The sequence below is a fragment of the Mesorhizobium sp. AD1-1 genome (assembly GCF_020164655.1).
GTDB lineage: Bacteria > Pseudomonadota > Alphaproteobacteria > Rhizobiales > Rhizobiaceae > Mesorhizobium > Mesorhizobium ciceri.
Map to the genome: position 1 here is coordinate 176,023 of NZ_JAIUGP010000014.1, position 21,475 is coordinate 197,497.

General features: G+C 61.9%; 21 protein-coding genes and 1 tRNA gene. 7 read left to right on the forward strand and 15 right to left on the reverse strand.

The window, feature by feature from the left end; genetic code table 11:
* Positions 1-3: 3 nt before the first annotated feature.
* The 9 genes from LB519_RS24205 to LB519_RS24245 form a co-directional block, all read right to left on the reverse strand.
* The gene (locus LB519_RS24205; RefSeq protein WP_224621353.1) at positions 4-1,119 is read right to left on the reverse strand and encodes an ABC transporter ATP-binding protein; all 1,116 of its coding nucleotides are present in this window, start codon (positions 1,117-1,119) and stop codon (positions 4-6) included.
* A gap of 4 nt (positions 1,120-1,123) precedes the next feature.
* Complete coding sequence (locus tag LB519_RS24210) at positions 1,124-2,068, reverse strand: carbohydrate ABC transporter permease (protein ID WP_024502751.1); 945 nt, start codon at positions 2,066-2,068, stop codon at positions 1,124-1,126.
* Complete coding sequence (locus tag LB519_RS24215) at positions 2,065-3,021, reverse strand: carbohydrate ABC transporter permease (RefSeq protein WP_024502750.1); 957 nt, start codon at positions 3,019-3,021, stop codon at positions 2,065-2,067. The genes LB519_RS24210 and LB519_RS24215 overlap by 4 nt, the downstream gene beginning before the upstream one ends.
* Before the next feature lie 104 nt (positions 3,022-3,125).
* Positions 3,126-4,379: an ABC transporter substrate-binding protein gene (locus LB519_RS24220; RefSeq protein WP_013529701.1), complete on the reverse strand. Its 1,254-nt coding sequence runs from the start codon at positions 4,377-4,379 to the stop codon at positions 3,126-3,128.
* Positions 4,380-4,436: 57 nt separating this feature from the next.
* Positions 4,437-5,948, reverse strand: a complete 1,512-nt coding sequence (locus LB519_RS24225) for an aldehyde dehydrogenase family protein (RefSeq protein WP_224621354.1) — start codon at positions 5,946-5,948, stop codon at positions 4,437-4,439.
* A gap of 9 nt (positions 5,949-5,957) precedes the next feature.
* Positions 5,958-6,734 carry an enoyl-CoA hydratase/isomerase family protein gene (locus LB519_RS24230; RefSeq protein ID WP_013529703.1) on the reverse strand — a complete coding sequence of 259 codons (777 nt, stop codon included), beginning with the start codon at positions 6,732-6,734 and terminating at the stop codon, positions 5,958-5,960.
* Positions 6,727-8,328 carry an acyl CoA:acetate/3-ketoacid CoA transferase gene (locus tag LB519_RS24235; RefSeq protein ID WP_224621355.1) on the reverse strand — a complete coding sequence of 534 codons (1,602 nt, stop codon included), beginning with the start codon at positions 8,326-8,328 and terminating at the stop codon, positions 6,727-6,729. Before LB519_RS24235 ends, LB519_RS24230 begins: the two co-directional genes overlap by 8 nt.
* Positions 8,325-8,504, reverse strand: a complete 180-nt coding sequence (locus LB519_RS24240) for a hypothetical protein (protein WP_224621356.1) — start codon at positions 8,502-8,504, stop codon at positions 8,325-8,327. Before LB519_RS24240 ends, LB519_RS24235 begins: the two co-directional genes overlap by 4 nt.
* Positions 8,501-9,559 (reverse strand): LacI family DNA-binding transcriptional regulator, encoded by a 1,059-nt coding sequence (locus LB519_RS24245; RefSeq protein ID WP_127365982.1) that lies wholly within the window; start codon positions 9,557-9,559, stop codon positions 8,501-8,503. The genes LB519_RS24240 and LB519_RS24245 overlap by 4 nt, the downstream gene beginning before the upstream one ends.
* Positions 9,560-9,798: 239 nt before the next feature.
* On the opposite strand from LB519_RS24245, the gene LB519_RS24250 reads away from it, so the two are divergent.
* Entirely contained in the window at positions 9,799-10,953 is a 1,155-nt protein-coding gene (locus LB519_RS24250; RefSeq protein ID WP_224621357.1) for a dihydrodipicolinate synthase family protein, read from the forward strand.
* A 55-nt stretch (positions 10,954-11,008) separates the two neighbouring features.
* On the opposite strand, the gene LB519_RS24255 is transcribed toward LB519_RS24250, so the two are convergent.
* Entirely contained in the window at positions 11,009-13,177 is a 2,169-nt protein-coding gene (locus LB519_RS24255; protein ID WP_224621358.1) for an alginate lyase family protein, read from the reverse strand.
* A 228-nt stretch (positions 13,178-13,405) separates the two neighbouring features.
* Entirely contained in the window at positions 13,406-13,696 is a 291-nt protein-coding gene (locus LB519_RS24260; protein WP_145923782.1) for a hypothetical protein, read from the reverse strand.
* Between the two features lie 202 nt (positions 13,697-13,898).
* On the opposite strand from LB519_RS24260, the gene LB519_RS24265 reads away from it, so the two are divergent.
* Positions 13,899-14,231 carry a lysozyme inhibitor LprI family protein gene (locus LB519_RS24265; RefSeq protein WP_224621359.1) on the forward strand — a complete coding sequence of 111 codons (333 nt, stop codon included), beginning with the start codon at positions 13,899-13,901 and terminating at the stop codon, positions 14,229-14,231.
* Between the two features lie 14 nt (positions 14,232-14,245).
* Positions 14,246-14,641, forward strand: coding sequence for a hypothetical protein (locus LB519_RS24270; RefSeq protein ID WP_013529710.1), 396 nt, complete (start codon positions 14,246-14,248; stop codon positions 14,639-14,641).
* A 467-nt stretch (positions 14,642-15,108) separates the two neighbouring features.
* On the opposite strand, the gene LB519_RS24275 is transcribed toward LB519_RS24270, so the two are convergent.
* Entirely contained in the window at positions 15,109-15,876 is a 768-nt protein-coding gene (locus LB519_RS24275; RefSeq protein WP_127365980.1) for a Stf0 family sulfotransferase, read from the reverse strand.
* 403 nt (positions 15,877-16,279) lie between these two features.
* Here LB519_RS24275 and LB519_RS24280 point away from each other — a divergent pair, with 403 nt between their 5' ends.
* Positions 16,280-16,486 (forward strand): hypothetical protein, encoded by a 207-nt coding sequence (locus LB519_RS24280; RefSeq protein WP_013529712.1) that lies wholly within the window; start codon positions 16,280-16,282, stop codon positions 16,484-16,486.
* A 274-nt stretch (positions 16,487-16,760) separates the two neighbouring features.
* Here LB519_RS24280 and LB519_RS24285 read toward each other — a convergent pair.
* Together LB519_RS24285 and cpdR are read right to left on the reverse strand one after the other, a co-directional pair.
* A tRNA-Val gene (locus LB519_RS24285) sits at positions 16,761-16,835 on the reverse strand.
* 116 nt (positions 16,836-16,951) lie between these two features.
* The gene (cpdR, locus tag LB519_RS24290) at positions 16,952-17,314 is read right to left on the reverse strand and encodes a cell cycle two-component system response regulator CpdR (protein ID WP_006199474.1); all 363 of its coding nucleotides are present in this window, start codon (positions 17,312-17,314) and stop codon (positions 16,952-16,954) included.
* Positions 17,315-17,477: 163 nt separating this feature from the next.
* On the opposite strand from cpdR, the gene LB519_RS24295 reads away from it, so the two are divergent.
* Together LB519_RS24295 and hisN are read left to right on the forward strand one after the other, a co-directional pair.
* Complete coding sequence (locus LB519_RS24295; RefSeq protein WP_013529713.1) at positions 17,478-18,419, forward strand: N-formylglutamate amidohydrolase; 942 nt, start codon at positions 17,478-17,480, stop codon at positions 18,417-18,419.
* A 301-nt stretch (positions 18,420-18,720) separates the two neighbouring features.
* The gene (gene hisN / locus LB519_RS24300) at positions 18,721-19,494 is read left to right on the forward strand and encodes a histidinol-phosphatase (protein ID WP_024502739.1); all 774 of its coding nucleotides are present in this window, start codon (positions 18,721-18,723) and stop codon (positions 19,492-19,494) included.
* Between the two features lie 17 nt (positions 19,495-19,511).
* Here the strand turns inward: hisN and LB519_RS24305 are convergent, their stop codons facing one another.
* Positions 19,512-20,489, reverse strand: a complete 978-nt coding sequence (locus LB519_RS24305; RefSeq protein ID WP_013529715.1) for an alpha/beta fold hydrolase — start codon at positions 20,487-20,489, stop codon at positions 19,512-19,514.
* A 481-nt stretch (positions 20,490-20,970) separates the two neighbouring features.
* Here LB519_RS24305 and LB519_RS24310 point away from each other — a divergent pair, with 481 nt between their 5' ends.
* The gene (locus LB519_RS24310) at positions 20,971-21,438 is read left to right on the forward strand and encodes an Hsp20 family protein (protein ID WP_013529716.1); all 468 of its coding nucleotides are present in this window, start codon (positions 20,971-20,973) and stop codon (positions 21,436-21,438) included.
* The last annotated feature ends 37 nt before the right edge of the window (positions 21,439-21,475 follow it).

Genomic DNA, 21,475 nt, shown 5'->3' on the forward strand with positions numbered 1-21,475 from the left:
ACATCAGCGAATACGGGTCTCGGTCGCCGGATCGAAGAACACCGCCTTTGTCAGGTTGAAGGCGAGCGGCGTGTTGGTGCCCGGCAGAATGTTGGCGTCGGCGCGCAGCCGCGCCACCACGCCCTTGCCGCCGAGATTGGTGACGGCGAAGGTGTCCGAACCTGCCGGCTCGACGACCTCGATGTGACAGTCCGCGGTTGCGATGTGCGAGGCGTTGCGCTCGGCACCTTCCGGATCGGTCAGGGCTTCGGGACGGACACCGAAGATGATCGGCTTGCCCTGGAATGCCGACAGGCCCGCCGGCGCATTGGCCATCGGCAGGTTGATCGGCTCGCGCGCCTCGCGCTGCAGCACGACGGACAACGCATTGCCTGACGTACCGATCGTCGCCGGGATCAGGTTCATCGCCGGCGAGCCCATGAAGTCGGCGACGAAGAGATTGCTCGGGTTGTTGTAGATTTCGGCCGGCGTGCCGAACTGCTGCACCTCGCCATCCCGCATGACCGCGATCTTGGTCGCCAACGTCATCGCCTCGATCTGGTCGTGGGTGACGTAGACGATGGTGGTGCCGGTGGTGGCATGCAGGCGCTTGATTTCGATGCGCATGTCGACGCGCAGCTTGGCGTCGAGGTTGGACAAAGGTTCGTCGAAAAGGAACAGTTTGGGGTCGCGCACCAGCGCCCGGCCCATGGCGACGCGCTGGCGCTGGCCGCCCGAAAGCTGGCTCGGCTTGCGCTGCAAGAGGTGGCCGATCTGCAGCACCTTGGCCACCTTGTCGATCGCCTTCTGGCGCTCCGCCGCCGGCACGCCGCGCATCTCCATGCCGAAGGAGATGTTTCCGGCCACCGTCATGTTCGGGTAGAGCGCATAGCTCTGGAACACCATGGCGATGTCGCGCTTAGAGGGGTGCAGATCGTTGATGGCGCGGCCGTCGACCCGGATTTCGCCCGAGGTGATCGTCTCCAGGCCGGCGATGGTGTTGAGCAAAGTGGACTTGCCGCAGCCGGAAGGGCCGACCAGCACCAGGAAACCGCCTTTCTCGAGCTCGACATCGATCCCTTTCAGGATCTCGACCTGGCCGAAGCGCTTTCTCAGACCATCAATTTCCAGAAAAGCCATCAGATCATCCTTTGACGGCGCCAGCCATGAGACCGCGCACAAAGTAGCGGCCGGCGAGCACATAGACGAGAAGGGTGGGCAGTGCCGCGATCATCGCGGCGGCCATGTTGACGTTGTATTCGACGACGCCGGTCGACGTGTTGACGACGTTGTTGAGCGCCACCGTCATCGGCATCGCGTCGCCGGTGCCGGCGTAAGCCGAGGCGAACAGGAAGTCGTTCCAGATGTTGGTGAACTGGTAGATCACGGTAACGACGAAGATCGGCATCGAGTTCGGCAGCATGATGCGGCGGAAGATCTGGAAGAAGGATGCGCCGTCGACCTGTGCCGCCTTGACCAGTTCGGTCGGAAACGCCTCGTAGTAGTTGCGGAAGAACAGCGTGGTGAAGCCGATGCCGTAGACGACGTGGACGAAGACCAGGTTGACCGTCGGGTTGCCGAGACCGAAGCTCGTTCCGACCGAGTTCTGCAGTGTGACGCCGAAGCGGCCGAGGCTGCCGAGGATGGTCGCCATCGGCAGCAGCACCGACTGGAACGGAATGAAGCAGGCAAACAGCATCAGCCCGAACACCAGCGTCGCGCCGCGAAAACGCCATTTGGTCAGAACGTAGCCGTTCAGCGCGCCCAGCATGGTCGAAATCAGAACGGCCGGAACCACCATCTTGATGGAGTTCCAGAAATAGCCCTTGATGCCGGCGCAGGTGAGGCCGACGCAGGTCTCGCCCCACGCCTTCAGCCACGGGTCGAAGGTCGGCGCCTTGGGCAGCGCCAGCATGTTGCCGTTCTGGATCTCGTCCATGGTCTTGAACGAGGTCACCAGCATGACGAACAGCGGCATCAGGTAAAACAGCGCAAACAGAGCCAGCAGCCCGTAGATGACGATGCGGTTGATGACCTTGACGTTGACGCCGCCGGAGGCCTGGCGGGCGGGAGTGGTGACGGCGCTCATCGCGGCTTCTCCCGCAGTTCCGAATAGAGATAGGGCACGATGATGGCGACGATGGTCATCAGCATGATCACCGCACTGGCCGAGCCGACGGCCATTTCGTTGCGCTTGAACGTGTACTCATACATGAAGTTGGACGGCAGCCATGCCGAGCCGCCGGGCCCGCCGCTGGTCAGTGCGACCACGAGATCGTAGGACTTGATGGCGAGGTGCGCGAGCACGATGAATGCCGACAGGAAGATCGGCCGCAGCAGCGGGATGACGATGCGGCGATAGAGCTGGAAGGTGGTGGCGCCGTCGATCTGCGCGGCCTTCATGATCTCGCCGTCGATGCCGCGCAGGCCGGCCAGGAACATAGCCATGATGAAGCCGGAGGCCTGCCAGACGCCGGCAATGACCACCGTGTAGATGACGAAATCCTTGTTCTTGATCCAGTCGAAATGGAAGCTCGTCCAGCCCCACTGATGCAAGGTCTGCTCAAGACCTAGGCCGGGATCCAGGAACCATTTCCAGGCGACGCCGGTGACGATGAAGGACAGCGCCATCGGATAGAGATAGATCGGCCTCAACACGCCTTCGCCGCGGATCTTCTGGTCGAGCAGGATGGCCAGGAACAGGCCGAGCGCCAGGCAGATTGCGATGTAGAGGAAACCGAAAATACCCATATTGGTGATCGACGTGTACCAACTCGACGGCGGGTCTGTGTCGAAGGTCCAGCCCCACAGCCGCTGATAGGCGCGCGAGCCGGTTAGGACATAGGACGGGAAGGTCTTGGAATTGGTGAAGGACAGATAGATCGTCCACAGGATGAAGCCGTAGACGAAGACGATGGTGATGGCGAAGCTCGGCGCCAGCACGATCTTCGGCAATGCGTCTTGCAGGCGCGAGCGCACCGAGGCGCGTGGCCGCGCATGCTCCGGCGTCAGCTTGATCTGGCTTGTCGCTACCGTGCTCATGGGGCTCCTCCCGTCGACTCGCGGCCAACCAGCTTCGCGGATCTATGTTCGCGGATCTGGGCCTTCCCCGCCGGAGCGGGGAAGGCGTTTTTGGCGCGTGGCGCTTACTTGGCGTCGTCGATCGCCTTGACCAGCTCGGTCACGGCTTCGTCCGAGGTCTTGATCTGACCATGGACGAATTTGGAGACGACATCCTTATAGGCATTGGCGACCGCCGGAGGCGCGCCATAGCCCTGGGCCAGCGAGCCGAACAGCGTGCCGCCTTCATTGGCTGCCTTCAGGTCGGCGATGCCCTTCTTGCCGCAAGCGTCGAAGTCGGTGTCCGGAACGTCGGTACGGGCCGGAACCGAACCCTTGACGACGTTGAAGGCCGACTGGAAGCTCTTCGACAGGGTGGCGGTGGCCAGTGCGACCTGGGCGGCCTTGCGGTCGTCGGGAACATTGAACATGCCGAACATGTCGGAGTTGTAGATCACCGAGCCGTCGGTGCCCGGGAAGCGATAGCACAGGAAGTCGGTGCCCGGGGTCTTGTTGGCGGCGTGGAACTCGCCCTTCGCCCAGTCGCCCATGACCTGCACCAGGGCATCGCCCTTGATGACCATGGCGGTGGCAAGGTTCCAGTCGCGGCCCGAGAAGTTGGGGTCGACATAGGTGACGAGCTTGGCCAGATTGTCGAACGACTTCTTCATCGTGTCGGACTTCAGGGACTCGTCATCGAGGTCGTTGAAGGCCTTCTTGTAGAACTCGGGTCCGCCGGTCGACAGCACGACGGAGTCGAACATGGTGGCTTCCTGCCAGTTCTGGCCGCCGAGAGCGAGCGGGATCACGCCTGCCGCCTTGGCCTTGTCGAGCAGGGCAACGAAGTCGTCGAAGGTCTTCGGCTCGGTGCCGCCGATCTTGTCCAGGACGGCCTTGTTGATCCACAGCCAGTTGACCGAGTGAACGTTGACCGGCGCCGCGACCCACTTGCCGTCATAGACCGAAAACTTCTGCAGGGCTGCCGGAACGGACTTGTCCCAGCCTTCCTTCTTCGCCGTTTCGGTCAGGTCGCCCATGACGCCGGCGGCTGCATAGTCGAGCACGGTGTAGCCGAGCATCTGCGAGGCGGTCGGATAATTGCCGGCCGCGACCATCGCCTTCAGCGCGGTCATGGCGGCATCGCCGCCGCCGCCGGCCACCGGCACGTCCTTCCAGGCATAGCCTTCCTTGGCCAGATCACCCTTGAGGACGTTGAGAGCAGCCGCTTCGCCGCCCGAGGTCCACCAATGCAGCATCTGGACTTCCTTGACGTCCTCGGCGTGGGCCGCGAAAGCCAGGCCCGACGCGAGAGCCGTTCCGATAAGCAGTTTGCGCAACATGTACTTCCTCCCTTGTTGCATTACACGACCGGCGGATGCCGCCGGGTTCTTCTCAACTCAGCCGACCCACCACCCGGTGCGCTGGCCGCGATGAAACTGGATTGTCTTTTCCTCGGTATAGTCCTCGACGGCGCGTTTGCCGAGTTCGCGTCCGAGACCGGACTGCTTATAGCCTCCGAAAGGCAGCTCGGGATAACCTTCCATGAATGTGTTCACCCAAACGGTTCCCGAACGCACGCCGCGCGCGACCGACATGCAAGTGTCGATGCTGGCGCTCCACACGCCCGCCGACAAACCATAGGGCGTGTTGTTGGCGATGTGCAACGCCTTTTCAATCGATTCAAAAGTCAGCACCGAGAGCACCGGGCCGAACACTTCCTCGCGCGCTATGGCCATGTCCTCGGTGACGCCGCGGATGATGGTGGGATCGAGGTATTGACCGATATTGGAGGCCAATTGCTTGCCTCCGCTGCAGATGCTGCTGCCCTCGGTCGCGGCTGCCGCAACGTAACCGGCCACCTTGGCCAAATGGTCGGACGAGATCATCGCGCCGACCTTGGTTTGGTCATCGAGCGGATCGCCGACCGTGACCTTGGCGGTAAGCGCCTTGACGGTGCTGAGAAAATCGTCGGCGATCGCCTCGTGCACGATCAGCCGGCTGCCGGCATTGCAGCACTCGCCGGCATTGAAGAAGCCGCCGAACACCGCCGCATCGGCGGCCGCTTCGAGGTCGGCGTCCTGGAAGACGATCTGGCCGTTCTTGCCGCCGAGCTCCATCGAGACTTTCTTCAGCGACTGCGCGGCGGATGCCATCGTCATCTTGCCGACGCGGGTGGAGCCGGTGAACGAGACCATTTCGACCAGCGGATGGCTGACCATCGGCGCACCGACATCGGCGCCAAGTCCGGCCAGGATATTGACGACACCGGCGGGCAGGCCGGCCTGCATCAGGATGTCGCCGAGCACGAAGGTCGAGGCCGAGGTCATTTCGCTCGGCTTGACCACCGCCGTGCAGCCGGCGGCGAGCGCGAAGGGCAGTTTCTGGCTGACGATCAGGAACGGGAAATTCCACGGGGTGATGATCGAGACGACGCCGATCGGTTCGCGCAGGACGACACCCAGCATGGCGTCGCCGAGATTGGCGTAGGTTTCACCATGCAGCGTGCGGGCAAGCGAGGCGGCATAGCGCCAGATGTCGACGGCGCCGCCGATCTCGCCGCGTGCCTGGGCGATCGGTTTGCCCGATTCCAGTGCGTCGAGCCGGGCGATGTCTTCCAGCCGGCCCTCGATCAGATCAGCTGCCTTGAGCAGGATCCCGGCACGTTCGGCCGCCTTCATGCGCGGCCATGGACCCGTTTCGAAAGCCCTGTAGGCGGCAAGCACAGCGGCTTCCACTTCGGCCTCACCGGCCTGCGCATAGTGCGAGACGGTGAAGCCGTGGCCGGGGCTGTTTCGAGCAATCGTACGGCCGTCGCGGGCATCGACATGCTTGCCGTCGATCAGCAGCTTGTAGCCTTTCGGGGCTTCGGCCGCCTCGGCCGGCATGGCGATCTTCAGGGGTGCGTTCATATGTTTGCTCTAGGATCTCGAAAAGGCCGGCTTCTGCTTGGCCTTGAAGGCATCGACGCCGGCCTTCAGATCGCCGGTCAGGGCGATGAAGCCGCTGGCCAGCGCTTCGGTGGCGGCGGCACTTTCCTCGCCTTCGGCGACCGCGATCATCAGCTTGGCGGCTTCCGTCGCCAGCGGGCCGCGCTCGGCGATCTTTTCCGCCCACGCCTTTGCTTCTTCGTGTGCGTTGCCAGTTGCGACCACCCGGTCGACGATGCCCAGGGCGAGTGCCTCGGGGGCGAGAAGGATCTCGCCGCCCAGCGCCATGCGGCGCACCGTCTGCGCGCCGAAGCGGCGCACGGCGCGCTGCGTACCGGACCAGCCGGGCACGACGCCAATCGAGGTTTCCGGGAAGCCTAATTTCACTTGTGTTTCCGCCACGCGCAAGTCGCAAGCCGCAGCCAGTTCCAGGCCGCCGCCCAGCGCATGGCCGGACAGGACGGCGATTGTCGGCTGCCGCAGCCGCGCCAAGCGGTCGAAGACGCGGTGGCCGTAGCGCACCCACTGCACCTGGAAATCGGCGGCACTCATCTGCGCCCAGGCTTCGACATCGCCACCGGCGCAAAAGCCCTTGCCTTCGCCGCGCAGCAGCACGACGCGGACGCCCTCGGCCATCTCGGCCGCGTCGAGCGCCGTCTCTAGCGCCCGCAGCATCGGAATGTCCAGTGCGTTGAATTTCTCGGGCCGGCGCAGCGTGATGGTACCGATGGCGCCATCCTGCTCGAAGGTGACGAGAGGCTCAGCCACGCGCGCCTCCGAGCGAGGCGCCGCCGTTCAGCGACAGGCCTATCGGTTGCTCCTGATAGAGGGCTGCCGGTGTCGTCTTGAGGTCCTTGGCAACGCCCAACGGAATTTCCGACTGGGCCAGCACATCACGCTGCAGATCGATGCCGGGTGCGAGTTCTGTGACGACCAACCCCTCCGGCGTCAGCTTCATCACGCAGCGTTCGGTGACATAGGTGATGTCCTGTCCCTGCGCCACCGCGCGCTTGCCCGAAAACGAGATGTGCTCGACTTCGTTGACCACCTTCTTGACCTTGCCCTCGTGGTCGATGCGGATGCCGCCATCGGCCAGAGACAGCTTGGCGCCGGCATTGAAGAAGCCGGAGAAGACGATCTTCTTCGCCCGTGCGGTGATGTCGACAAAGCCGCCGGCGCCGGCGGTGACATGCGGCCGCGCCGACAGCTTCGAAACATTCACAGAGCCGTGTCGATCGATCTGCAGGAAGGACAGCAGCGAGGCGTCGAAGCCGCCGGCCTGGAAATAGATGAACTGGTGCGGCGAGGGCATGAAGGCGTCGGCGTTCGATGAGCAGCCGAATTTGAAGTCGAGCAGCGGCACGCCGCCGACCGCGCCCTGTTCGATCACCCAGGTAATTTTGCCGTGCTGGCCTTCCTCGAGAAGGATGCGCGGCACATTGGCGGAAATGCCGAACCCGATATTGACGGCCATGCCGTCGCGCAACTCCATGGCGACGCGGCGCGCGATCACCTTCTGCACGTTCATCTCCGGCGTGCGGAAGCTCGACAGCGGCCGGAAGATTTCTCCGGAGATCGCCGGGTCATAGGGTGTCAGCGTCGTCTGCAACTGGTCGGGCGCGACGACGATATGGTCGACCAGAACGCCGGGCACGCGCACGTCATGCGGTTTCAGCGTGCCGTTCTCGACGACGCGCTTGACCTGCGCGATGACGATGCCGCCATTGTTGCGGGCGGCGAGCGCCTGTTCCAGTCCGCCGAGATAGGCGCCCTCATGCTCATAGGTGAGGTTGCCGCGCTCGTCGGCCGACGTGGCGCGGATGATCGACACCTGCGGCACGATAGAGCGGAAATAGAGCCATTCCTCGCCGTCGAACTGCTGCACCGAAACGATCGGCTCGCTGGCGGCGGCGTTCATGGCGCAGCCCTGGTGGCGCGGGTCGGCGAAGGTGTCGAGACCGACTTTGGTCAGCACGCCCGGCCGCTTGGCCGCGGCTTCGCGGTGCATATCGAACAGGATGCCGGACGGCACGTTGTAGGCGGCGACCGAATTGTCGCCGATCATCTTCCAGATCTGCGGCGGTTCGGAAGAGGAGGGGCCGGACGGGTAGGAGCCGCACAAGGTACGCTTCAGCAGTCCCGGCTTGGCCAGATGGTCGATGCCTTTGATGCCATACATGTCGCCGGCTGCGATCGGGTGCAGCGTGGTGATGTTCTTCGGATGGCCTACTGCGTCGAAGCGTTCGCCGATCGCGGCGAGCACCGCATCGGGGCAGCCGAGGCCGCTCGACGAGGACACCGACACGACCATGCCGTCCTTGACCAGGCCGGCTGCCTGCGCCGCGGAGACCACCTTGCTCAATTCATACTCCCGAATTCAGGGTCGATTGCGACCGCCTTGCCTGATTTCGCGGTTTGCAATGCTGCTTCGACTGACGCCGATGACCAGATGCTGTCCTCGCCTTGCGCGCGGATGGCGTTGATCATGAACTGCCTGACGATCGTGCTGGCGCCGATCAAGCTCCATTTGACGCTCATGCAGCGCCTCCCGAACCGGCCGCCCTGTTTCGAATGCGGCGATCCGGGCCGCAGCTTTCCCTGACCACCAGATTGACCGCGCCGATATGGTCTTCGGCCCGTGTGGTGCGCGACTGGATCATTTTCAGCATGACATGGGCGGCACGTTCGCCAAGACCCGCCGAGTCCACCGCGACGCTGGTCAGAGCCGGCATGTAATGCTCGGCCTCGGCCACATCGTCGAAGCCGACGATGGCGAAATCAACTCCGGGCTCAAGCGCGCGCTTGCGCAGCGCCAGCATGGCGCCAAAGGCGACGGCGTCGTTGAAGCAGAGTGCCGCAGTCGGCGGTTCAGCCATTGCGAGAGCGGTTTCGAGGCATGCGATACCACCTCTTCGGCTGGTCTCTCCCTCGACGACCAGAGTGTCGCGGTCGGAGATGCCCTGCGTCTCGCAGGCTTCGCGAAATCCGCCAAGCCGCTCGTGATAGACGACGAGATCGGACGAGCCGCCGAAGAAGACCAGCCGGCGATGTCCCTTGCCGATCAGATGAGCGGTGGCGAGATAGGCGCCGCGATGATTGTCGGGCGCGATGACCGGAATGCGGCTCTCGGGAAGCCGGCGCATGGCGAAGACCACCGGCAGACCTGCCGTCTCGATCCGCCTGAAGGCGCCCGGCGTCGTGCCGCGAGCCGGCGACACGATGAGGCCGGCGACGCCTTGCTCCATCAGCGACTTCAGCACTTCTTCCTGGCGCACCGGATTTTCCGCCGTGTTGGCGATGAACGGCACGATGCCGGCCGACTGGAAGACCCGCTCCATGCCAACCGCCAGCTCCGCGAAGAAAGGATTGGTGAGATCGTTGATGACCATGCCGATGACGTTGGAGTGCGCCTTGCGCAGATTGGCGGCGCCGCGGTTGTAGACGTAACCGACATCCTCGATCGCCTTGCGCACCTTGCTCGCTGTTTCGGGCCGGATCAGTCCGCTGCCCTGGAGCACGAGCGATACCGTGGATTTGGACACGCCCGCCTCGCGGGCGATGTCGAATATCGTCGCCTTGGCCCGGTTGGCCATCCAGATGCATCCTCCCGACTGCAGGCCCAAAACTATTGGAACGTTCTAATCTCTGCTCCGCTCGTGAGTCAATCGGGATTTTTCCCGCGCCTCGAACAGCGATTGTGCGTACTCAAATGGCATGCTCCATAAGGCTTTCTTGTTGCAATGCAGCATTTCATCCTGCAGGGAGTTCGAATCTTAAAGGTCCTTGATTTATTGGAACGTTCCATTTAGTAGCGTTGTGAAGGGAGCGATGGATGGACATTTCCTTGCCTGGTGAGGGTGGCGGCAGCACCCGGTACACGCTGGTTGGCGAGCCCGTGCAGCCTGACATCGGCGCGCGATTTTCGCGTATCGCCTATGCCGCCGCGCACGTCGTTGCCGATCCGCTCGCCATGACCGATCCGTGGTCCAGACCGGTGATCGACTGGGAGAGGACGATGGCGTTCCGTCACCATCTGTGGCGGCTGGGCTTTCGCATCGCCGAAGCGATGGACACGTCGCAGCGTGGCATGGGCTTCGACTGGGCAAATGCGCAGGAATTGATCCGCCGCTCGATCGCCGAGGCGCGCACGGTCGATGGCGCCGATCTCGCCTCGGGCGCCGGCACCGACCATCTGGCGCCCGCCGCCGCCAAAACAATCGATGACGTCATCAAGGCCTATGAAGAGCAGTTCGCTTTTATCGAAGGGCTCGGCGGCAAGGCGATCATGATGGCCAGCCGGGCGTTGGCGGCAGTTGCCAAAGGGCCGGACGACTATGTCAGCGTCTACGACCGCATCCTGTCACAGTCCTCCGGCAAGGTCATCCTGCACTGGCTGGGCGACATGTTCGATCCGGCGCTCAGGGGCTATTGGGGCAGCGAGAATTTCGAGGTCGCTCTCGATACAGTCGTTGCCATCATCGAATGCCACGTTGGCAAGGTGGAGGGGATAAAAATCTCACTGCTCGATGCCGGCAAGGAGGTCGCGCTGAGGAACCGTCTGCCGGACGGCGTCGTCATGTTCACCGGCGACGATTTCAATTATCCCGAACTGATCGCCGGCGACGAGAAAAGGCACTCGCACGCATTGCTGGGTATTTTCGACGCCATCGCGCCGGTCGCCAACGCGGCGCTGGCGAAACTGGCGGAAGGCGACCGCGCCGGCTTTGACGCGTTGATGGCACCAACCGTGCCGCTGTCGCGAAAGATCTTCGAGGCGCCGACCGAGTATTACAAGGCCGGCATCGTCTTCATGGCCTGGCTGAATGGCCATCAGGATCATTTTGCGATGGTCGGCGGTATGCAGTCGGCGCGCGGCATCCGTCACTATGCCGACGTGTTCCGCCTTGCCGACCAGGCCGGATTGCTGGCCGATCCGGAACTGGCGGTGACCAGGATGAAGAGCCTTTGCACCGTCGCGGGCGTTTGAAGCGCGCAAAGTGGTTCTCATCATCGACGTAACAGGCCAGGAATGCCGGGCGTCGCTAACGTCTCCGCCACAGCCAAAAAGGCGCGATTGCCTCGTCTGGATGAAAAATGGGCTTGGTCGCCCTTCCCAGATCGGCAGGTGGCATTCCTGCGGGATCATGGTGCGTCAGGTCGAGAAGCAGCGGCCCAAGCCGATCCGGATCGACAGTTTCGGCCGACATGGTGTGTGGCTTGTTCTCGTGCGCAACAAGCCAGTGCAGCGCCTGGACCAGTCCCAGTCCCTCGGCTGTCTTGTGTTGCCAGAGATTGTCACCGACCGAAGACAGGACACGGGCCAGCGACGTCCAGCCTTGCAAGGTAAACATGGCGTAGTGCCTGGGGCGCGTGCGGGACAGTTCCCTGGGCAAGGAGCCATCGGCTGCGATCTGGGTTGCTAGTCTCTCCCGAGCATAGAGGCTGATCTTGGCCAGGGTGGCGCTGTCGCCAAGAAACGTGGCGATCGATGCCCGCTGCAAATCGTAATATGTTCCTTGGTTGCTGCTGCTGCAGAGGGCCGTCGCGGCTGCCGGCGCGGTGTCCAGCCATTCGCAGTAGGAACCGAGCCAGGCTCTGAACGCCTCGCGATCCTCGTCGCCCAGTACTCCTGTTCGCTCGAGCAGGCGTACGGCATCCAGGAAGAAATAGAAATCCTTCAGCTCGATGATGCCGTGGCCGGACCCTTCATTGTTGTCGTGGCCCGACCGCACCTGCGCATAGCGCAAATGCGGGTTCATTCTTGTCCTGGGATCGATATACCATGCGCGAATGAGCCTGGCGGCGTGGACGGCATAATGATGCCCATCAAGCACGGTTGCGGCGAGCGCAAGCACGGTTGTGTCGTCGAAGACGCGCTGCAAGCGTGTGCGATCGTAGGTTTCGCTTCCTGCTGCATACAATGCCGTGCCGGGCACGCGTTCGCCATCGCGCCGGATATAGGGCAGGCCGTCGGGTCTGTCGGGGTCGGGCCACCAGTAAGGCGCGGGGTGAAAATAGTCCTGGGGATCCCCGCTGGGGGCTAGGCCAGTCTTGTCGAGCACGCTGAACGGACCGCGGGCGAGTGCCTGTCCGGCCGCGGTTTCGAGATGGTGCAGGATGGGCCCGTCCTTCACCGCGTGGGCCAGGGCGTCTTCGTCATAAAAGGCCAGGCGGGAGGTATCAAGCCGAGCGGCGACTGCCTTGGCGTCACATTGATCGACCATATCGACGATCGCCTGATCGCGGCTGACCAGACGAGCGACGAAGCCGGCCTTGCCGATCTCCAGATGCGAACGCCCTGAATCCAGGCGCGCCACCCAGCCCGCTTTCTGGAGCAGCCCGGCATCCGCTGCCCGGACCGGGCGTGGGAAATCCCAGGCGTCGTCGCGGTAGCGGTCCCAGGGGCCGGGAACTGCCAACCGCCACAACATCTCGATTTTTGGCCGCCTTCCGTAACCATAGTTTTCGTCGAACAGGTGCGTGGTATCGGCTCGAAATATGATCTGCGGCTCCTCCTCGGCCGGCGGCTGGAAGCTCTGGTCCAGCAGAAGCGCATTGTCGACAATGCGCGCCATGGGCACCACAGCGTAGGGAAGGTGCGGGTTTTTCTCGATCGCGGACCGTATCCGCTGGAACGCAGAGTCTGTCAGGTAGCAGTTCCCGTCCCAGGGCATCAGCCATTTTGCCCTGTCGCGGGCAATCGCGAGCGCGGCGTTGCGAGCCCCATTGTTGTTCATCACATAGAGGTTCTTGCTGCGGCGGATGTGCGTTTCGTAACGCGCGGACTGTCCGCTCGCCCGGCCCTTCTCTGAGAATCGGAGGTCGCCGGCAACAAGCTGGTCGACGTCCCAGGATATCTTCCGGTACTGATCGAGTTCGAAGGGGATTGTATGAAAATTCTGGCGGCGGCTTTCGAGCAGGCCGATGATCCGGGCTTCCTCGTCGGTGTCGACTATTCGATTGACGATCCAGAATTTTTCGCAGGCGTCGAAGACCGGTTCGTTGTCCAGAATGAACAGCACGTTGTCGAATGACTGGCCCTTGCGGTGTCGCGGTTCCAGATCATTGCCGATGATCCGGACGAGCATGAAGCTGTCGGCAATCTGCGAGATCGGCGACGCCGTGTAAGTCTCGCGGGCGGCCTCGATCCGCTTGCCGAGTTCGAGCCGGTATTCAGCGTTCTGCTTTGCGGAAATGAGCGCGTTGCCCAATGTCGACCACGGCGACCGCAATTGCGTGCGCACACGGTTCAGTTCGCGATATATCTTCGGCCAGGACGATAGTTTTGTCCTACCGGACTGTGAACTCATGACGGCACGCAGGGAGACCGGATCCCGATCACCGCCTCGGGGATGCGCGCGGTTTCGCCAATCATTCCGACTTTGATTCTGGACCATTTTTGAGCGTGAGGCGACCAAGCCCTGAATTGTGCGACACGATCAATCATGGAAAACGTCTCTCGCATGTAGCGTTGCGAATGTCCTGTTATGTTCTGCTGCATAAGTGACGGCAGGTTGCCAGGCAACGCCGACAGGACAATGCGATAAATCAAATCCGAAAACCACATAGCATGGCAAATGCCCCGGCATCGGCGATTCGCCTTCACGCAAAGGCAAGCTCGCGAAAGATGCGCCGGTGATCGCAATTTTCTTGGAACCAATCCTCCCGGCGCGCGACCAAGCGATGTGTCCAAACATGGTCAGCTTGTGGCGGCCGCATTCGACCGCCATTGCATCGAATGCATGAGTTATCTGCCACTCCCCGCATATCACCTCACGGCCCTAGCCTCGTCCGTCCTGCATTGTTGAACCCGACAACCCTTTGCTTACTATATGGTTTTCCAGGCCTTGCCGACTGCTCCTATGCGTGCTTACTTGTGGTTGTTTTCATGAGGGGGATACAATCATGCGTTTTCTACTTGCTGCGGTCGCCATGCTGTCGTTCGCCGCCACCGCGGCTCTGGCCGATCCAGCTTCGGACTTCAAAAGAGCCGATCAGGCATTGAACCAGACCTTCAAGCAAATCCAGAAGCGGCTTACGGATGATTCCGACGGCAAGGCACGGTTCGTGAAAGCGCAGAGAGCGTGGATTGCGTTCCGCAACGCCGAATGCACGTTTCAATCCAGCGGTGACGATGGTGGCTCCGCGGCGCCGATGGTTGCCGCTGCTTGTCAGGCTGACCTGACCAAGGCCCGCACCAGGCAGTTGAAGGCCTACCTGAACTGCCAGGAGGGTGACCTCTCCTGCCCGGTGCCATCAGAATAATCTGGAGTGACAAAATGCCGAATTTCAAGATGAGATATGTGCTGATCGCGCTTGTGCCGTTGGCGGTTGCCGGTTGCGTCAGCGCTGAGGATCAGCGCGCAATGGATCAGCAACAGTGCGCGTCTTACGGCTACAGGCCAGGAACCAACAGGTTTGCCGACTGCATGATGCAACAGACCTCACAACGTTCAGAAGATGAGCAGCGCTCATTGGATCGCATGGCCGCGCAAGAACAGAGAGACAAGGATCGCAAGGAAGCGCGTCGAAAGGACGACAGCTACATCGATCCAAGGCCGAGTTACGACAAGGACGGCAATCCGAATTTCGACACTCAAGGCAATTACCAAGGGTGTCACGGCGCGGGATGTTTGGTCGACAATCCAGACAATAACGATGACGATGACCAGTAGGCTGGCTCCGCGAGGCTCTCCTTCCTGCCCCCTATAGTTCGGACCTCAACCCAATCGAGAAACCCTCCGCCAACTTCAAGCACTACATGCGGCGTTGCGCCAGGTGCAGGCTAGAAGTCAACCCAAATGCGAACCGCTCTACCTCTGGCGAACAGCCGGGAAATGCCGATCCTGCACACGCGATCCGCGATTCCATCAGCTTGAAGGATGGTTCCGGAACTTTTTGCCGCAATGGCAGGTTCGAGCGACATGACGAAACTATCTGACCCTGGCCCGCCGTTCCCAGCAAGCTGCACGGCGGCCAGGATATCCCGGAAGAGAGCATTTCTATCCATGCTCATACCGCAGGCAGAAGGTTGACCAGTGCGATTTACTCCAGGTGTTCTGGAGGAAGAGCCGGGGCATTGAGCGCTGGAACCGAGCCAGCTGCAACGATCATCGAATTCCCCCGAAGAAAGTACCTGCCCCTAGAAGCGCTTTCGGATCAGGGGCCGTTTCAGGGCAAAGCGGGCGATATTGTCGAGCGTTCTTGGCACCGCCATCTCCCCGATGCCCTCAATGGCGCCCTTGGCCGCTGCGTCCTCACGAAAGCGCACTATCCATTCTTCCGTGAGGCTGTCCCGTTGAACAGTGAATCTCGAATTGGCGGTGTCTTCCGGGACCTGGACGCCCATATAATCCGCCACAGCTTCCAGATAGGGCCGTGGGTCTTGCTGCAAATCTTCGTAGACGAATTGACGACAATCCAGCCCCGCAAGTTGTAGGTAGGACCTCCAGAACGCATAGCTTCGATCAATCTGGAAATACGCTTGGCTGATGTCGGCGAAGCTATAAGGAACAGAGCGCGGATTGACTTTCCCTTCGTGCCGGCTCGTCCACACTCCAGACATCCTAGCTCGGTAGAACGAAATAGCTTGCTGAATTCGGTCGCGACGTTCCAACAAAATGAATTCCAAGCCGTGTTTTCTTCGTATCTCGAATAGAAAATCCTTTCCGAATTTCTCCTTACACCAGGCCAGATGGCGCGGAAACAACTTGATCGCAAACCGCCCGTTGTCGGTCGCCGCTTTCTCGATGGCCGCTTTTTCAAGATCATCATAGGTGCGGGGATCGAAGCGTAGATAGGCCGGATCAAGCCATTCCTCCGACCGTCCCATCAGGCCAGTTGCGTTCGTCAGGCTTCCCAGCCAGTTCGAACCGCTTCTTCCCTCTGTAAGAATCGCAACGCCCCGCATAAAATCCTCACTTCACCTTGTCCCGGAACGCATGTCGCAAGGCCCGCTTACCTTCAACCCAAATCAGCGCTGCGTTCCCGCCCCATGTCCAGGAACACCGTGTTCAGCTTATTGCCGCCGTGATCTTCGTTGCCATCTTGTCGGCGTCACCAGGGCTTTGGCTGGATTCTAGACCAGATGACCACGCAATTCATCTAGGACGCCGCATCGGCCGCCATCGTCATCGTGGGCGTGTTCGCCGTCGCCGACACGTCGCCACGCGATTGCTGCGCCTGCCCAGGAGTGTCCTCTGTCGAACAACCGTGAGGGTTGTTTTCGCCGCCATCACTATTTTTGTGAACCAATTCACCCGAGGCGCGACCAAGTGATGTGTCCAAACATGGTTCATCAAGGAGAACGTCTTATGTTTACTGTCTCGAGAAACGTCTTTTTGGCCGCCATCGCCGTTTCGGTGCTGGCCGGCTGCAAGACAACCGCTCCCAGGGAATGCGACAAGCTGAAGCCTGGCGTCACCTATAACGGCAAATGCTGCGGCATCGGCGAGCCTTGCCGCGAAGGCAAGGGCGGCGGCGACAGGCCGGGAAATACGCCTGATCCAGCGCCGCAATGATCTGATTGCGTGTCGCCCGTTCCGGTCAGCGCTGGGACGGGCGCGTTGCGCTCGAAAGCTCGCCAACGTCCAGCCTCCCCTTGAGGCACCGAAATCGTCCACCTCTGTGTAACGCGCGCCCTGGACGGCCCTGTGCCACGCTGTGCCCTGCTTATCCCAAGTGAGGCGTTCTTCCGCCACCGCCTCGACGCTGCTCATCCCGCGCGTCATGCCCACGCGCTTTGTCTGGCGAGCCGGCCAGCATGTCGATCCAAGTCTGATTTGTCTGGTTGGATGGTGGGCGTGACAGGGATTGAACCTGTGACCCCTGCAATGTCAATGCAGTGCTCTCCCGCTGAGCTACACGCCCATCCGAAGCCGCGCATACACCATTTTTGATCCAGCGCGTCAATAGCAGGAAAAAGGAAAGAAGGCGTCGTCTCGCCGCAGTGGCGAAGAGGTGCGGCGCCTCGCCTAGAAAACGGCTCAGGCCGCCTGCAGCATCTTCTCCACCTCGTTGACGAGGTCGCGCAGATGGAATGGCTTCGACAGCACCTTGGCGTCTTTCGGCGCCTTGGAATCCGGGTTCAACGCAACAGCGGCGAAACCGGTGATGAACATGACTTTCAGATCGGGATCGATCTCGGTGGCGCGGCGCGCCAGCTCGATGCCGTCCATCTCCGGCATGACGATGTCGGTCAGCAGCAGCGAGAACGGTTCTTCGCGCAGCCGCTCATAGGCGCTGGCGCCATTGTCGAAATCGCTGACCTGGTAACCGGCGCGCTCCAGCGCCTTGACGAGGAACCGACGCATATCGTCGTCGTCTTCCGCCAGAAGAATGCGTGCCATGATATCCTGTCCGAATCACCCGCCCGAGGTTGCCGTTGGGCAAGCCCGTTAACCATCCTGTATATGAGGAGGTGAGGGTAAACATCAAGTGAACGCGGACGGCGATGATCCATATTTGCCGGGGGTGTGCCGCCGCTGAAATGCTGGACACGCGGCCTGCAAGGTGGCACTTTCACATCATGATGCACTGGTGTTTTCGGGTTCGTTCAAATTGAAGACGGCAGCCGAGGATTTTTCGGTCTTTCCACCCTTCGAAATCCGGTCGGGCGCCGAGCAGCGCGTCCCCTTCCTCTTCAACTCGCCGCATAGCGGCCGCTATTATCCCGAACGCTTCCTGGCCATGGCAAGGCTGGACCGCAACGCCATCCGCCGGTCGGAAGACTGTTACGTCGATGAGCTGTTCGGTGGTGCCGTGGCGCTCGGCGCGCCGCTGCTGGCGGCGAATTTTCCGAGGGCCTATCTCGACGTCAATCGCGAGCCGTGGGAGCTCGATCCTCGCATGTTCGCCGAGCCAGTGCCGTCCTTCTGCAACATCCGCTCGGCGCGGGTGGCGGGTGGGCTTGGCACGGTGCCGAAGCTGGTCGGCGAGGGGCTCGACATCTATTCCGGCCGCCTGCCGCTGTCGGAAGCCGTTGCCCGGATCGAAACCGTCTACAAGCCCTATCACGAGACGCTGAAGCGGCTTTTGACCCGGACCCATGCGCGGTTCGGTTTTGCCGTGCTGATCGACTGTCATTCGATGCCGGCGAGCATCCGTGTCGGCGACAGCGGGCTGCGGCCCGACTTCATCATCGGCGACCGTTTCGGCATCTCGGCAACCGCCGCCCTGACCGAGACCGCGATCGGCCTGCTCAGCGCCATGGGCTATTCGGTTGCCCACAACAAACCCTATGCCGGCGGCTTCATCACCGAGCATTACGGCCGCCCGGCGCGCCATCTGCATGCGCTGCAGATCGAGGTCAATCGCGGGCTCTACATGAACGAACGGACATTCGAGAAGGCCGCCGGCTTCGATGCGCTGGCCGACGATCTGACGCGGTTCTCAGCCGACCTGATGTCGATGCCCGACCATCATTTCATCGACCTGCCGCTGGCCGCGGAGTGAAATCGCGGCGTAAAAAAAGACCGCATCGTTTGCACGATACGGTCGAAGTCTAGGGAGGAAACGCCCAAGGAGGGCATGGACAGGAAACCCTGTCCGAGGTCGAGGGTATTGTGCGTTGCACAAATGTCAAGCGACCTTCAGGCTTTTTTAATTCACTCTGATGTGGAAATTGCGTTTCGACGACGCTTATGTGACATCCGGGCAACAGATGCCGTCGCGGAGAAGTCGTCGAACACACTTGTTTTGGTACGAAATTGGCGGCAGAGCACGGCTCGGACATGCTGCAGTGCGGGAGAATCAGTTGGACATCAGTGTCGATTTCATGCGCCGCATCGCGCAGGTGGCGGCGGCGGAGACCTTGCCGCGCTTTCGTGCCCAAGGCGCGGTCGCCAACAAGGAACAGGGCAGTTTCGATCCGGTCACCGAGGCCGATCGCGAGGCCGAGCGCGCTATCCGGGCGCTGATCTCTGCCGAGTATCCCGACCATGGCATTCTTGGCGAGGAGCATGGCAGCGAGAACATTTCGAGCCGGCATGTCTGGGTGATCGACCCGATCGACGGCACGCGCGCCTTTATTTCCGGCCTGCCGGTGTGGGGCACGCTGGTCGGGCTGACGGTCGACGGTGACGCCGTTGCCGGCATGATGGCGCAACCCTTCACCGGCGAGCTGTTCTACGCCAACGCCTCAGGTTCGCACTATGAGGGGCCGGGCGGGCCGCGAAAACTGACGACCCGCAAGACGACGAAGTTGGACCAGGCGACGCTGTTCACCACCACGCCGGCGCTATTCAAAGGCGAAGCGCGCAACCGTTACGATGCATTCGAAAGACAGATCCAACTCGCCCGCTATGGCGCCGATTGCTATGCCTTCGCCATGATCGCTTCGGGAAGCGTCGATATCGTCGCCGATCCCGGTTTGAAGCCATACGACATCGTGGCGCTGATCCCGATCATCGAGAAGGCAGGCGGTGTGGTCACCACATTCGATGGCGGGCCTGCGGAAAAGGGCGGCGATGTCCTGGCGGCTGCAACGCCGGAACTCCACGCAGCTGCCATGGCCGCCTTGCGCGGCTGACCAGCGACCGGCGGCCGTCAGGCCGTGGGGTCGTCGCTGCCGGGAATGAAGGCGTCGAAGGCGGCGAGCAATTGCTCGCGGTAGATATCGGCTTCCTGCAGGATTTCGTGGCGGGAGCCGTCGATCATCAGCAATGAACCGAGCCGCAGACGCCTGGCGTAGGCTTCGACAGCCCTGGTCGAGACGACCTGGTCGGCGCCGGCGGCGATGATCAGCAGCGGGACCTGGATCCGGGCCATGAAGTCGGGGTCGCTGACGGCTTCCGAAGCTTTCGCTGCTGCCCGCAGCCAACGGATCGTCGGCCCGCCAAGCGCCAGTTGCGGGTATTCTTCATAGATCCGTGTGTTGCGCCGATAGCGTTCCGGGTCCGATGTCAGCTTGTTGGTCTCGAAAGGGGCCGTTACCCTCGGCCGCGGACCCCAGGCGGCATAGAGCCGGCCGAGGCCGAGAGCGCAGAACAGGGAACAGACGCGGCGAACCGTCGAGATCGAGACCGGCAGGTCGGGCAGCGTCAGGAAAGGCGCGATCAGCACCATGCGCCGGACGCGGTTCACCATCGACGGCGCGGCCAGCAGGGTGATCAATGCGCCTGCCGAATGGGCCAGGATGTAGTAGGGTCCGCGGCAATCGGGCAGCACGATCTCCTCGAAGAACTGTTCGAGGTCGGCGGTGTAGTCGCGGAAGCTGCTGACGTAGCCGCGCTGGCGATCGCGGATCAGCCGGTCTGAATCGCCCTGGCCGCGCCAGTCGAGCGTGGCGACGCCAAAGCCACGATCGGCAAGGTTGCGGATGGTTTCGAAATATTTCTCGATGCACTCGTTGCGGCCGGTGAGCAGGACCACGGTGCCCTTCATCGGGCGAGCGACCGCGCCGAACAGGCCGTAGCGGATATTCTTGCGGTCACGCGTGGTGAAGAAGCCGCCGGTGGCGTTTTCCGGCCGCGGATTGCCCTCGATTTCGTGAAAAAGGGAGTTTTCGGTGAAAAGATCCGTCATTCGGCGCTTCGTGCTCGGCGTCTCGCATGCCCGCCTGCGCTGGCCGGCTCCGCTAAGGTGATAGACGCCCATGCGCCAAAAGCCAAGGAATTCCCGGTGACTGACTGGGCTGCAACAGGGAAGGCCGGAAGCCGCTTGAAAGCGTGCTTCCGGCCTCTGTCGATCCGGGAGGAAGGGACGTTACACCCGGTCGGCCTCGTTGCGGTGCCTGTTGTGCAATCGGCGCCGCCAGTCCTTGATCCTGGAATGGACTTTAGCGCCGGCTGCCTGAACGCGCGCCGAAGTGCCGGTTCATCTGCCGTTCATCAAGGGTCCGGCCCCCGTGGCTTTTGCCGCCAGGTGAAATCTTGAAATGCTTTCCAGCGCTCCCCAAATGTCTCGTGCGGTCGCCAATGTCGGGGCCGCTGGCCCACCCGAAACGCCGCTCAAGGGTTTCGCACCGGCCATACGCAAACCATGTTGCTCAACAGGAGAACACCTCATGCGTCACGTTGATTTTTCCCCGCTTTATCGCTCGACCGTCGGCTTCGATCGTCTGTTCACGATGCTCGATTCGCTTGCGCAGCCGGATGGCGCGCAGACCTACCCGCCCTACAACATCGAGCGCACCGGTGAGGATTCCTACCGGATCTCGATGGCGGTTGCCGGCTTCTCTGACGAGGAAATCTCGATCGAAGCCCATCGCAACGTGCTGACCGTGAAGGGTGAGCGCAAGGACGAGGGCACCGGCGAAGGCTCTGAACTGCTCTATCGCGGCATTGCCTCGAGAGCCTTCGAACGCCGCTTCCAGCTTGCCGACCACGTCGAAGTTGTCGGTGCTTCGCTGAAGAACGGCCTGCTGTTCGTCGACCTCAAGCGCAACATCCCCGAGGAGCTGAAGCCGCGCAAGATCGCGATTACGGCATCTTCGGCCAAGGCCAAGCAGATCGAGGCCAAGACCGCTGCCTAAAGTACAAGTCTCCTCCCGAGACGGAAGCGGGGCCGAA

Excerpts from the sequence above, each read along its gene's own strand:
- LB519_RS24205 (WP_224621353.1), bottom strand. The coding sequence starts at position 1,119 with ATGGCTTTTCTGGAAATTGATGGTCTGAGAAAGCGCTTCGGCCAGGTC.
- LB519_RS24210 (WP_024502751.1), bottom strand. The coding sequence starts at position 2,068 with ATGAGCGCCGTCACCACTCCCGCCCGCCAGGCCTCCGGCGGCGTCAAC.
- LB519_RS24215 (WP_024502750.1), bottom strand. The coding sequence starts at position 3,021 with ATGAGCACGGTAGCGACAAGCCAGATCAAGCTGACGCCGGAGCATGCG.
- LB519_RS24220 (WP_013529701.1), bottom strand. The coding sequence starts at position 4,379 with ATGTTGCGCAAACTGCTTATCGGAACGGCTCTCGCGTCGGGCCTGGCT.
- LB519_RS24225 (WP_224621354.1), bottom strand. The coding sequence starts at position 5,948 with ATGAACGCACCCCTGAAGATCGCCATGCCGGCCGAGGCGGCCGAAGCC.
- LB519_RS24240 (WP_224621356.1), bottom strand. The coding sequence starts at position 8,504 with ATGAGCGTCAAATGGAGCTTGATCGGCGCCAGCACGATCGTCAGGCAG.
- LB519_RS24245 (WP_127365982.1), bottom strand. The coding sequence starts at position 9,559 with ATGGCCAACCGGGCCAAGGCGACGATATTCGACATCGCCCGCGAGGCG.
- LB519_RS24250 (WP_224621357.1), top strand. The coding sequence starts at position 9,799 with ATGGACATTTCCTTGCCTGGTGAGGGTGGCGGCAGCACCCGGTACACG.
- LB519_RS24260 (WP_145923782.1), bottom strand. The coding sequence starts at position 13,696 with ATGGCGGTCGAATGCGGCCGCCACAAGCTGACCATGTTTGGACACATC.
- LB519_RS24265 (WP_224621359.1), top strand. The coding sequence starts at position 13,899 with ATGCTGTCGTTCGCCGCCACCGCGGCTCTGGCCGATCCAGCTTCGGAC.
- LB519_RS24270 (WP_013529710.1), top strand. The coding sequence starts at position 14,246 with ATGCCGAATTTCAAGATGAGATATGTGCTGATCGCGCTTGTGCCGTTG.
- LB519_RS24275 (WP_127365980.1), bottom strand. The coding sequence starts at position 15,876 with ATGCGGGGCGTTGCGATTCTTACAGAGGGAAGAAGCGGTTCGAACTGG.
- LB519_RS24280 (WP_013529712.1), top strand. The coding sequence starts at position 16,280 with ATGTTTACTGTCTCGAGAAACGTCTTTTTGGCCGCCATCGCCGTTTCG.
- cpdR (WP_006199474.1), bottom strand. The coding sequence starts at position 17,314 with ATGGCACGCATTCTTCTGGCGGAAGACGACGACGATATGCGTCGGTTC.
- LB519_RS24305 (WP_013529715.1), bottom strand. The coding sequence starts at position 20,489 with ATGACGGATCTTTTCACCGAAAACTCCCTTTTTCACGAAATCGAGGGC.
- LB519_RS24310 (WP_013529716.1), top strand. The coding sequence starts at position 20,971 with ATGCGTCACGTTGATTTTTCCCCGCTTTATCGCTCGACCGTCGGCTTC.